Raw genomic sequence first — 12,810 nt, forward strand, 5'->3', positions numbered from 1 at the left:
TGCGATTATAAAAATCACTCTCTAGAATTATACTAGAGAATGGAAAATATTTAACTGTTATTTTCCCTTCTTATATTTAATATTAACTAGCACTTACGTCTACATAATCTCCACCTAAAGCAAGGTATAGATTAATACGCTGAGAAATCTTTTGGTACTTTAAGTTTAACTGATTTGTTCCTTCATTTAACAGTTGAAGCTGTTTCTGAAGTAATGTAAACATGTTCTCGTTACCAATTTTATATTGCAACTCAGATAGCTCATAAGTACGCTCTAAATTCTCTAATGCAATTGATGATTGTTCAAAACGATCTTCTACGGCATCAATACCATTTAAGCTTGTCTCTACCTCACTTAGAGCATTTAAATACGATTTTGCATAATATAAAACAGCTTGTTTCTGATTTTCATCTTGAATAGCAATATTTGCCTTAATAGCACCCCAACTAAAAATTGGTGTAGTAAGACTTGTACCTAAAGAGAAAATTGGATTTGATAAATGCATCATACTCTGTAAAGTAGAATTTACCCCTCCAAAAGAAGAATTGATACTTACTTTTGGCCAACGAGCTGCCTTAGCTACCTCCTTATTATAAAAAGCTTGTTGTACAGAATACTGGCTAATCATAATTTCTGGGCGATTTTCTAACATACTCATCGGTAAGTTTTCTGGCACCTCCGTTTTTAATTCTGGTAATGCTGCAGCTACTTCAATTTCTCCTTTAGGATATCTTCCAACAAGAAGTTCAATAGAACGTTTTGTATCTTTTTCAACTTGTTCAAGCTCAATTAACTTTTCTCTAAACTTTGCCTCTTGAGCATTCATTTGAAGTACATCAGACTCTTTAGCTGCACCAATTGCAAAACGAGCTTCGTTTAAAGAAGTCATCTTTTCTGTTGCTACAATTGCCTGGTTTACTAAATCTTTTTGCTGCTTAATAAATACTGCAGTATACCAAGCTTTAGCAATTGAAGCTGCTAATACTTGTTCTAACTTCTGCTGTGCATATTCAGCAGAATAAATCATTGTTTCTGTACCCTTCTTAGCGTAACGAAGTTTACCCCACAAATCTACTTCCCATGACATATTTACCATTCCATAACCTGGAGCAGCACCTTGAGTAGGAAAATTGTAACCTGCAGAACCTCCTGCACCTATAATTGGTAGCAAACGTGATTTTGCAATTTTCAAACCTTTATTTGCCTGTTCTATTCTAGAAGCTGCAATATTTATATCTGCATTATACTTATATCCTTCTGCAATGATGGAATCAATTTCAGTAGTCTCCCACTCTTTTGCCCAAGAAAGATCTACCTGAGCAGAATCCATTTCCTGAAATACCCAATCGTTAGGTATTTTCATGTTTTCTAATGCAGTATTGTCTTCTTTTATTTCATCAGACGTTGGTGCATCTTTCAGTTTGATACATCCACTAAAAGCTAAAGTAGCTCCAAGTGTTAATCCTATTTTAGTTAATAATTTCATGAGATAATTGATATATTAGTGAGCTTTTAAAATCAGGTAGTTCACCTTAGCAGAAAGTCTAATCATAACTTTACGAATGATATAGAAAGGTTCTAAAGTTGATGTATAAACCGCTACAGAACCATTGGCTCCCATTGGAATATGTGCATCTTCATTTGTAGTGAATTTCACTAAATACTTTCCTCTTTTTTGTAAACCTTGATCAACTTGAGGTACTTTACCACTTGGTAATAACTGACCTCTACTCGATGCCCAAACTACTGATTCTACTTTTGCTGGTATAATTTCTCCAGGACGAGTTACAAATGTTAAATCTACTTCATTTCCCTCTTGGATTTTATGTAATTCATTTTGATCAAAAGATGCCATAATATTCTGACGCCCTTCTACTAATGTCATTAAATCTGTCAAAGGTAATGCCATTGCTCCAGGTCTTAACTGTAAATTGACAACCATTGCATCTAAAGGTGCTTTAACAACAGTTTGTGCTAAATCCCATTCTGCTTTCTCTAATTTTGCAATAAGTTCTGCTACAGAAACCTGTTTACCATTATATTCTGCACGAATATTTGCTAAAATAGAAGCCTCTTGTGCTTTAATTTGTGCCAATTGTGCATCTAATTGTCTTACATTATTTTCGGCTTGTTCTAAATCAAATCGGTTACCAGCACCAGCGTCTACCAATTCTTTAAACTGATTTTCACGAGTTCTTGCCAATTCCAATTGAGCTTCAACGGCTCTTCTAGATGCCTGTAATGCTTCTACATTTTTATACTGAACACTTACTGCAGCTTCAGCCTTTTTTATAGAGGCTTTTAAACCTGATATCTGAGCTAAGAAAGGTTCTTGTTCTATTACAAAAAGAGTATCTCCTTTATTTACTTTAGAATTTTCTTGTACAAGTACATCTTTCACTCTGCCTCTTACATTTGCTTTTATCTGAACGGTTTTATTATAAACACGAACATCATCTGAAGAAGGCATAAAAATGTTCATTGCTAGGATCAACCCTGTAATTCCTACTACAGGAATAATAAATACAATAAGTTTTGATGTTGTATTCCAAGCTAATAACTTGAATTTTATAAAGATTAGCCAAACAATTAAGCAATAGACGATTAATATTAAATCTACCATGATTAGTAATGAATATATTGTGTAGTAATTTTTATTATAGGAAGTAGATTGAGAAGTATTATGCTACCTCTGTTTCTTTATTGATTTTGTTGTCAGATTCTTCCGAATCATCAGAATTAACACCAAATTCTTGAACATCTGTAACGTGAATTTGGTAAGGATTAGAGTATGCCCATATTAATGCTATTGGCCATAACATACCTCCCATTACTAAAGACAACAAGCACATAATATGAATAGAATCTGCTTGAGGATGATTTCTCTTTTTAGCAATTTCTTCTGGTATAATATGAATCTTCCAAAATGCGACAGCACCAACAACAGGAACTACACATATCACAACCCATGACATAATTTCTGCTACTGTATTTACTTTATCTGGACTTACCATTGCAAAAGCATTTGAAGGTAGTATCATTAAAGCATACATTAAAAGCATAAAGGAGAACGATATTTTCTTTTTCATTTCAGATTTAGTTAAAACTTGCTCTAACTCAAAAGAGTTATCAATTAAATTATAGAAAGAATTTAGTTTCAAAACAGGTAGTAATTTCAGTTATTCATTAACAAAAACTATTTATATGTTCTTTAAATGAAAGCTCTACCTATTTCTTAAATTACTAAATCAATCAGCTGTTTTTCTGATGATTAATAACTTATAATTCAAATATAGTTCATAGTCAAACAAATAAATTATTTGAAAATGCATAATTAATTATGCGATTGTTCACTTATATATTATTCACAGATAGTTAAACTTATTATTGATTTACATCACCAAAAAACATAAAAAAAAGTCAATTTAATGACCTTGATCACTAAATTGACTAGCATTTATAATTCTTCTTTATGTTATTATTACCTAGATTATTTTTCTCTCGTTCCTAATCAAAGGAAATTACACTACACAGAAAGAACAATTAATGAAAAATATCGCGATTATACCCTTTTCTATATTCTGTTGGAGTTGTACCAATCTCTTTTTTAAATAAGTTTGTAAAATGAGGAATAGATTGATAACCAACTCTAATAGCTATTTCGGCTATTGGTAATTCTGTCGTTATTAATAAAGACTGTGACTTTTTTAATCTCATATGCTTTATATAATCATACATAGAATACTTAAAATAGTCTTTGAATAAACCATGAAGTTTAGTTTTTGAATAACCTATCTTTTTACAAAGGTCTTCTACTGATATTTCTTTATCAAGGTTTAATCTAATATATGCATCTAGCTCATCCAATTCTTTTTGAGTCTCTAAACTAAAGGAATGTTTTCTTTGTTGATCTGTATTTGAGATAAATTGAATAAGAATATCTGATACTATAATAAGTACTAGACCTTTATATACTGGTTTAATAATTTCTGGAGCATACTCTTTAAACATTAATTGCTCTAAGGATTCTTGGTGTGATAGTCCATAAGGTAGAGTGGATAAATGTACTCTACCAGAGTACAATCCTTCATTAAATTCAGGATAGCTCTCAAAAAAATCTTTAAAATTTCTTTTTAACCATTCGAATTTAACCTCTATAGACATAAAACTTCTTGGAACTTGTTTATTAAAGCGCCCAATTATAGTAGAATTATCAGTATACATTAATACTTGTTTTCCTTGTTCTATAGTCAGTTGAGGTTGCTCTAGGAATACAGTTCCTTTTGGATAGCCCTGAAAAGAAAAATCAATAATTAAAGAAGTAGACTTTTTTCTAGGCTCTTCTTTAAAAGATACATCCTGTTTAAGGTTAAAATTTATACTCCTAATTATAATTCCTTCTTCAATAACTTTATAAAAAAGGCTTCCCTCACCAATTTCATTATTAAATTCAATTGTATTCTGCCCTTCAATTACAGGAACATCTAATGCAGTTGCTACAGTTGTTAGCCATTTACCCCGATCTTTAATTATTATATTCATCATATCGAATAACCCCGTATTTATGAAGTATTAAAATAATGGATTTCGATGATACCATTGACATAAATAGAATAATTAGAAAGAGTTTATTACTGACTAATAAAAAAACTCCTTCTCAAGTACTATGAGAAGGAGTTTTAATATTTTTAGATGGACAAAATTATACTGCCTCTACCTCTGATAACAAATACTCTTTGAATAATTTATAATCAACAGGTAATAAAGTAGCTACTTTTGGTCTATCAATAATATCTTGAAGACGTTGTGGTATATCAATCTTTTGATTAATTACTGGCTCAACAATTTCTACAAACTTAACAGGGTGAGCTGTTGCTAAGAATACACCTGCTGTTTTCTTACCAAGTCCACCTTGCTCTTTTATATAATCTTGTAAAGCTTGGTATCCAATAGCAGAGTGAGGGCACATTACATACCCAGTCTCATCAAATACCGTTTTCATTGTTTTCCTTGTTTCTTCATCGTTAAAGTAAGCCCCAGAAACTTTTTTCGTTAGTTTCTCGAACGAATTACCATTTAATTCTAATAAACGAGGAAAGTTACTTGGGTTACCCACATCCATAGCATTAGAAATTGTTGCTGTAGATGGTTTTGGCTGGAAGATTTCTGTTTTTAAATAAACAGGAACTACTTTATTAGCATTAGTTGCAGCAATAAAGTTTTCTACTTTAAGCCCCATTCTATTGGCTATTAAGCCACCACATAAATTACCAAAATTACCGCTTGGTGTACAGAATACAACTTTTTTATATCCTTCTCTCTTTAATTGAGCAAAAGCATTAAAGTAGTAAAACGATTGAGGAATCAATCGGCTAATATTTATTGAATTGGCAGATGTTAAATTTAAAGCCTCGCTTAATTCTTTATCAAGGAAAGCTTCTTTTACCAATTTTTGGCAATCATCAAACGTTCCTTCAATTTCAACAGCTTTAATATTTCCGCCATTAGTTGTCAATTGTTGTTCTTGTATTGGACTTACCTTTCCTTTAGGATAAAGAATAGTAACTTGAATACCTTCAACACCAAAGAAACCTTGTGCTACCGCACTTCCTGTATCTCCAGATGTTGCTACAAGAATATGTAATTTTTCTCCTTTCTCTAAGAAATAAGACATTAAACGAGACATAAAGCGAGCACCAAAATCTTTGAATGCTAACGTTGGTCCGTGAAATAATTCTAGAGAATAAATTTGATCTACTACATTTACGATTGGAGCATCAAAATTTACAGCTTCGTCTACGATTTTACGAATTTCCTCTGCAGGTACATCTTCACCTAATAATGCATTTGTTACTTCAAACGCAATATCTTGAAAAGACATTTCTCCAATGTTATCAAAAAAGCTCTGAGGCAACTTTGCTATTTGCTCAGGCATATATAAACCATTGTCCTCTGGTAAACCTTTAAAAAGTGCTTTTTTTAAGCTAGCTTCTTCTGCTTGTCGTTTAGTACTATAATAGATCATCTTACTTCTCGTTTTCGCTCTTCACTTTGATATATCCGTAAAAGATAATCGTGTTTTATTGAAAATATTACAAGCAAATATACTCATTTTATGAAAAATCTCAATAAAAGTGATGATTTCAAGTGCTATTTATAATGATTTACCTCCTTTTACTGTTATAATTTTTTGTATTTTTGAAATATCTCACAAAATGATAACAAATTGTTGTATTCCTTCTTATGATGAAAAACTTATCCCTACTACTGTTAATTCTTCTAACATTCACAATTCAAGATACCTATGCAAAAAAGATTGCTTTAATTATAGGTATAGATAAATATGTTCCTGATACACCCACTTCTGAAACGATTACTTGGAGAAATTTAAATGGTGCTGTCAGAGATGCGAATGCCATGTCTAATGTATTAAAATGTAAATACCAGTTTGATGAAATCAAATTATTAGACACTCCTGAACAAACAACAACAGCAGGTTTAAAAGCTGCTTTTAAATGGTTAACGAATAATACTAATCCAGATGATATTGTATTTTTCTACTATGCAGGTCATGGATCTCAGGTAGAAAATAGCCAACATTTTGAAGCAGATAAAACACAAGAGTGTATTGTTCCTTCTGATGCTTATAAAGGTGAACAAAGCTATATTCTTGATACAGAATTAAATGCATTTCTTTTAAGTTTAACAGATAAGAATGCCGTTGTTACAGCAATTTTTGATAGCTGTCATAGTGGTTCTGTAAGTAGAAATGCAATTACTGCTGCTACTCCTGTATCTAGAAGTTTAAACCATAAATTTCCAGATATAAAAACAACTGTACCAAAAACAATACCTCCTGCAACAAGAGGTGCTTTGATTATTTCTGCAGCACAAAATAACGAAACTGCCTCTGAAACAGTAAATACAGAAGGTTTACCTCAAGGAGCTTTTACAGATGCATTCCTACAAGCTATTAATACTTCTTCTTCTGTGGAAGATGTTGCAACTTTAGAAAAGAGAATTCGTTCTTTATTACGTTTTAGTGGTAAAGTACAAACGCCTACTTTTGAAGGTCAAGAAGATAGAATGACAAAATCTTTATTTGGTGGTGCTGCAACGGGTGCAGACAATCCTCTTCTTTTTGTAGAAAAAATTGATGCTGCTACTGGCGAGTTGAAGTTGTTAGGAGGTGCTGCTTTAAAAATTAGCAAAGGAACAACTCTAAAAAATGATAAAGGTATTGAGTTAGAGATATCATCTCTAGATGGTATGACAAACTCTTATGCAAAAGTAATATCTGGTGATCTAAAGGGAATTAAAGAAGGTGATGCATTCGAGGTTAAAGTTTGGTCGCATCCAAGTAGACCTAATTTAGTAGTTTGGTCTGCCAAAAGTGATTTAGATGATGCAACTATCACATCATTAGGAAATGAATTAAATAGTTTAAGCTCTTCTAAAATACAATTGATTAAACCTTGGGAAGTGGGTACACACACACTTGCATATGATGAAACAGCCAAAAATTGGATTGTTTCCAATACATGTGGTGCTATAACTACCATCAATAAAATTTCTGCTAATGAGGTTAAAAAGGCGGTTGAATCAAGTACTTGCAATGGAAATAGTAATGTGAAATTATTAGTAACATTACCTCTATCTTCTTCTCAATACGATAAACTATCTAAAGAATTATCTCAAACAGCTACCAAATTATCGGGTACGAGTGTAGATGCTTCATATATCTTAAGCGGGTTTATCACCGAAGGTAAATTAAAATATGCATGGACTTTACAATCAGCAAATGCACAATCTGATGAAGTAAAAACTTTACCATTATTTTCTGATCCTGTACCTGTTACAAAAGAAGCCTTCTCTTATACATTACAAGATCAAGCACAGAAAATTGGTGCAATTAAGAAATGGATGACACTTCATTCTCCTCCTAATATGGCTTTTCCTTATGATCTATGCCTACAAAATTTAGATGATAATTCTATTGTTGATGGCGGAAAAATATATGAAGGACAAAATATGAGATTGGCTTTCAAGAAAAACCCTGCCTTATTTGAAGGGTGGAAAAAGAAAAATATGTTTTTATATGTCTTCATGATTGATGACTCTGGTGCAATGCAATTATTATTACCTTTTGATTTTTCAGACAATAAATCTGATAATATTTTAGAAGGCTATGAGAAAGATGTTGTTCCTGTAAATCTTGAGGGTAATTTTATAGAATTTACAGTAGAGGGTACAGGTGTTGATAAAATGTTCTTATTAGCCTCTGAAGAAGCTATTCCAAACCCTGAACAACTATTTAATGTTAATGGTGTAAGATCTACGAGATCTGCAGCTAGTTCTGACCCTTTAATGAGTTTACTTTCAAGTATTAACTCTAACACAAGGGGGTTGTCTATGAAACCAAGAAAAGTAAAAACAGTTTGGAGTATAAGCTCTAAAACTTTTGAATCTACTATTACTGAATAAGTAAATGTTCATAATATATGAATAACGAAATTGATAAATATGTTACTACTATTGTAACTTATTTTGATAACATTATGCCTCTAACAGATAACGAAAAAGAATTTGTTAGAGGCATTTTTGAAGTAAAAAAAATAAGAAGAAGGCAGTACTTGTCTCAGAGTGGTGATATTGAAAAATACATGAACTTTATAGTAGAAGGTGCTCTTAAGATGTACTATGTTGATGACAATGGTAGTGAACATAATATGCAGTTTGCTATTGAAAACCATTGGATAAACGATATAAAAAGTTTTTATAAAGAAGTTCCTTCTAGAATGGAAATTGAGGCTTTAGAGAATTGCATAGTACTTAGGGTTTCTCTTGAGAATTTTAAACAGCTTTATGAAGAACACCCTAAGTTTAATCGTATTTTTAGAGTATTACTAGAGAATGCTTATATGAACTTACAAGAAAGAGTTCTTGACAACATTAGTTTCTCTGCTAGAGAAAAGTACCTCAATTTTTCCCAAAAATATCCTTACCTATTAAATAGAATATCAAATGTTCAGATAGCTTCTTTTTTAGGTATTACACCTGAGTTTCTAAGTAAAATTAGGAAAGAGTTAAGCAAAAAATAATATAAAAGGTTACCAAAACGGTAGCCTTTTTTGTTTTAAAAACTAATTATCAGCTACAAACCAAGAAACCTTAAACTAGATTAAGAATTTTTCTTGTTACAGTTTATAAGTAGCTCCATTGAAAACCCACCACCTTTGTGATGTAATCAAAACAAAACTTGAATTCTTAAAAAATTACATCAATGGAAATTATTAAATCATTATTTATAACTGTAACATTTATCATTATGTCGCAAACAACAATTATTGCAGATAACACAAAGCCTAGTGCAAACGAAAAAACGGCTGTAACAAAACTACTTAAGGATTATGAGAAAGCTTTAAATGCTGGTGATACGCCTACAATAGTTACGCTTTATACTAAAGAAGGCATTTTCTATCCTACAACATTCCCTACAGCAACAGGAAGTGAACAACTTTCGATAGCTTACGATAATGTTTTTAAGATGATACAATTAACTGTTGAATTCGATATTGAAGAAGTTGTAATTAGAGATGATTATGCTTTTGCCAGAACTCAATCTAAAGGTAAAACTCTTATTCATGCTAACGGACAAATAGTAGAAGAGGCTAACAGAGAATTGTTTATTCTAAAAAAGGTAGATGGTGAATGGAAAATTGATCGTTACATGTTCAATAAATCAAAATAGTAGTAAAAAGCTCTTGGAATAAAACCCAAGAGCTTTTTTAACCCAATGTAAAATAGAATGTAGAACCTTTACCATAGGTAGATTCAACCCAAATTTCACCGTCATGAAGTTTAACTATTTTTTGGCAATGTGCTAAACCTATACCAGTTCCTTCAAAATCGTCTCTGTTGTGTAGTCTTTTAAAAATCTGGAATATCCTTTTAAAATATTCTTCTTTTATACCAATACCATTATCTTCTATTGAAAAGACCTTCTTACCATCTTCATTAACTGATGAATTTATTGATATTGTAAGTTGTTCATTCCTTTTTCTAAACTTAATTGCATTGCTAATTAAGTTTTGGAATAATAACCTAACTTCCATTCTATACCCTTTAATAACGGGCATATCATTATTAACATTAAAGACAGTTGAAGATTCTTTAAGTAAAAGTGAAAAATCTGAACGAATTTCATCAATTATTTCAGCTATATCAACACTAGTTAATGCATTCTCTTTTCCCGTTTTAGAAAAATTTAAAATCCCTTTAATCAGATTAGACATCCTTTGAGCAGAAGAAGAAATGTATTTAACAAACTGTTTCCCTGTGGCGTCTAACTGATCTTGATAGCTACTTTGTAATACATCTATACAATTAGACATGTTACGAAGTGGTTCTTGTAAATCATGAGAAGCTGCGTAAACAAAATGTTCTAATTCTTGTGTACGTTCAATTACCTTTTCCTCTAATTCAAGATTTTTTTGGGATAATTCTTTTCTAAGCTGAATAATATCAGAAATATCTCTAAAACATGAATTACTATATAAAATAGTCCCTTCAACATCTTTTACAGCTTTCGTATTAAGAAGAACGTCTATAACTTTTTCATCTTTTGTTAAAAGCTTTAACTCAACATTCTTCAAAATACCTGTCTCCATAAATTCTGTAAATTTCTTCTGAATCATACCAAATGAGTCTGGATGAAAAAATTTAAAAACAGGAGCTCCAATAACCTCGTCCTTAGAATAATTCATTCTATCAGAAAAAGTCTGGTTACAAAACTTCACCGTTTTATCTTTTGGGTTTAAAGATAAAAACATATCAGGTGATGTATTATATAGATGAAAATAAGATTGTTCATCGTTAGTAAGGGTACTATTTAGTTTATTTTTTGTACCCTGGGTATTAATTTCATTATTTTTCATAGCCTTTGGTCTCACAGTAAATATAATGTTATTAACAACTTAATAAACAAATAAAATAGATACAGATAAAACCTTTAAAAATCACATTTTACGTAAGAATAAAGCGCAGAAAAAACTATTTCCCCTTCATGTAATAGAGAATACTATAAATTTTGAAAAATATCATCTAAATACGCTTTAAGATCAATTAGAGAATTGTACTTAAATGTTTTTATCTCTGAACAACCTGAAACCATTGCAGATGTTTTTTCTGATCTATGAAAACAAAAAGTTGGTTTATTCATTTCAACTCCTCTTCCTAACTCATACCCTACACCTAATGAGGGTACAGTTACTTCTGCAATTATAATATCTGATTCTATTAACCAATTAAGATCTTGATTATGAATTTCAATATCAGTAATTACTTTTTCTTGTAAATCCATCTGTCCAATATGCTCTGTTAATACATCTCCGTATTGTTGTAAATGCTGAATAATTTTTGCGTATAATTCTGCATCTTCACGCCCACCTCTTATTGCTCCTGAAAAATATATTTTCATCTTTATTTTATTGAATGGTTAAAGAATTAAAACTAGTTCTTTCATTTAAAAAGTGCAATTATATTACCAATAGAAAGCATAAAAAAATAGCTAGTAATTATGTATTACTAGCTATTTCATATTGTAATTTGATTTATATTAATACTTTCCGTATTTCATATAAGTCTCTAAATCTTTATCACCTCTTCCTGATAAATTTACAACTACTACATCGTCAGGTTTAAAATCCATTTTACCTAAAGCTGCAAATGCATGAGCTGATTCAACGGCAGGAATAATACCTTCTGACCTACTCAATTCAACACCTGCTTGCATTGCTTCCTCATCTGTAACATACTTAAATTGTGCTCTTCCAGAATCGTATAAAAATGCATGGATAGGTCCTATTCCTGGATAATCTAAACCAGCAGAGATAGAATAAGGTTCTACAACCTGACCATCTTCAGTTTGCATTAATATAGTTTTACTACCATGTAATACTCCAGGTGTTCCTAGTGCTGTTGTTGCTGCAGACTCTCCAGAATCTACTCCTAGCCCTGCAGCTTCTACAGCTACTAAATTTACCTCTAACTCATCTAAATAATGGAAAAATGCACCGGCAGCATTACTACCTCCACCTACACATGCAATTACATAATCAGGATTTTCTTTTCCTTCTTTTTCTTTTAATTGCCACTTCATTTCCTCACTAATTACAGATTGGAATTTAGTAACCATATCTGGGTAAGGATGTGGCCCTACCACAGATCCAATAATGTAATGTGTATCTGATGGGTTGTTAATCCAATGACGCATTGCTTCGTTAGTTGCATCTTTTAAAGTTTTTGAACCACTAGTTGCTGGTATAACTGTAGCACCCAGTAAACGCATACGTTCAACATTAGGCTTCTGACGAGCAATGTCAATCTCTCCCATGTAAACAATACATTCCATATTCATTAAAGCACAAACTGTTGCTGTAGCCACACCATGCTGACCTGCTCCAGTTTCTGCAATAATTTTCTTCTTATTTAAACGTTTGGCTAATAAAATTTGACCAATTGTATTATTTACTTTATGTGCTCCTGTATGGTTAAGGTCTTCTCTTTTAAGATAAATCTTTGCACCATATTTTTCAGATAATTTTTTAGCAAAATAAAGTGGAGTAGGACGACCAACATAGTCTTTTAATAATCCATCAAACTCCTCTTTAAATTTAGGGTCGGCAATCATTGCCTCATAATTATCCTTTAATTCTTTCACATTTGGATACAGCATTTCTGGAATGTATGCTCCTCCAAATTGGCCATAATAGCCATTCTGATCTGGTTCTTGGTAAGTCATTTGTCTAA

General features: G+C 31.6%; 11 protein-coding genes. 3 read left to right on the forward strand and 8 right to left on the reverse strand.

What is annotated here, in order from left to right; genetic code table 11:
• Nucleotides 1-82 precede the first annotated feature (82 nt).
• The 5 genes from KM029_RS10830 to thrC all read right to left on the reverse strand — a co-directional run bounded on the left by KM029_RS10830 (nt 83) and on the right by thrC (nt 6,025).
• A complete protein-coding gene (locus KM029_RS10830; RefSeq protein ID WP_144073295.1) occupies nt 83-1,486 on the reverse strand; it encodes a TolC family protein in 1,404 nt (467 codons plus the stop codon).
• A 15-nt stretch (nt 1,487-1,501) separates the two neighbouring features.
• Nucleotides 1,502-2,623 carry an HlyD family secretion protein gene (locus KM029_RS10835; RefSeq protein ID WP_144073296.1) on the reverse strand — a complete coding sequence of 374 codons (1,122 nt, stop codon included), beginning with the start codon at nt 2,621-2,623 and terminating at the stop codon, nt 1,502-1,504.
• A 58-nt stretch (nt 2,624-2,681) separates the two neighbouring features.
• A complete protein-coding gene (locus tag KM029_RS10840) occupies nt 2,682-3,089 on the reverse strand; it encodes a DUF3302 domain-containing protein (RefSeq protein ID WP_144073297.1) in 408 nt (135 codons plus the stop codon).
• A gap of 454 nt (nt 3,090-3,543) precedes the next feature.
• Nucleotides 3,544-4,545 (reverse strand): helix-turn-helix domain-containing protein, encoded by a 1,002-nt coding sequence (locus KM029_RS10845; protein ID WP_144073298.1) that lies wholly within the window; start codon nt 4,543-4,545, stop codon nt 3,544-3,546.
• Between the two features lie 157 nt (nt 4,546-4,702).
• Complete coding sequence (thrC, locus tag KM029_RS10850) at nt 4,703-6,025, reverse strand: threonine synthase (protein WP_144073299.1); 1,323 nt, start codon at nt 6,023-6,025, stop codon at nt 4,703-4,705.
• Nucleotides 6,026-6,246: 221 nt separating this feature from the next.
• Here thrC and KM029_RS10855 point away from each other — a divergent pair, with 221 nt between their 5' ends.
• From KM029_RS10855 to KM029_RS10865, 3 genes are all read left to right on the forward strand, one after another.
• The gene (locus tag KM029_RS10855; RefSeq protein ID WP_158631030.1) at nt 6,247-8,484 is read left to right on the forward strand and encodes a caspase family protein; all 2,238 of its coding nucleotides are present in this window, start codon (nt 6,247-6,249) and stop codon (nt 8,482-8,484) included.
• A gap of 17 nt (nt 8,485-8,501) precedes the next feature.
• Nucleotides 8,502-9,101: a Crp/Fnr family transcriptional regulator gene (locus KM029_RS10860; protein ID WP_144073301.1), complete on the forward strand. Its 600-nt coding sequence runs from the start codon at nt 8,502-8,504 to the stop codon at nt 9,099-9,101.
• 182 nt (nt 9,102-9,283) lie between these two features.
• Entirely contained in the window at nt 9,284-9,751 is a 468-nt protein-coding gene (locus KM029_RS10865) for a YybH family protein (RefSeq protein WP_144073302.1), read from the forward strand.
• A gap of 37 nt (nt 9,752-9,788) precedes the next feature.
• On the opposite strand, the gene KM029_RS10870 is transcribed toward KM029_RS10865, so the two are convergent.
• The 3 genes from KM029_RS10870 to trpB form a co-directional block, all read right to left on the reverse strand.
• Nucleotides 9,789-10,937: a PAS domain-containing sensor histidine kinase gene (locus tag KM029_RS10870; protein WP_144073303.1), complete on the reverse strand. Its 1,149-nt coding sequence runs from the start codon at nt 10,935-10,937 to the stop codon at nt 9,789-9,791.
• 143 nt (nt 10,938-11,080) lie between these two features.
• Entirely contained in the window at nt 11,081-11,479 is a 399-nt protein-coding gene (locus KM029_RS10875; protein WP_144073304.1) for a nucleoside 2-deoxyribosyltransferase, read from the reverse strand.
• Nucleotides 11,480-11,617: 138 nt separating this feature from the next.
• Nucleotides 11,618-12,802 (reverse strand): tryptophan synthase subunit beta, encoded by a 1,185-nt coding sequence (gene trpB / locus KM029_RS10880; protein ID WP_144073305.1) that lies wholly within the window; start codon nt 12,800-12,802, stop codon nt 11,618-11,620.
• Between the last annotated feature and the right edge of the window lie 8 nt (nt 12,803-12,810).

This window comes from Flammeovirga kamogawensis (assembly GCF_018736065.1).
Classification (GTDB): domain Bacteria; phylum Bacteroidota; class Bacteroidia; order Cytophagales; family Flammeovirgaceae; genus Flammeovirga; species Flammeovirga kamogawensis.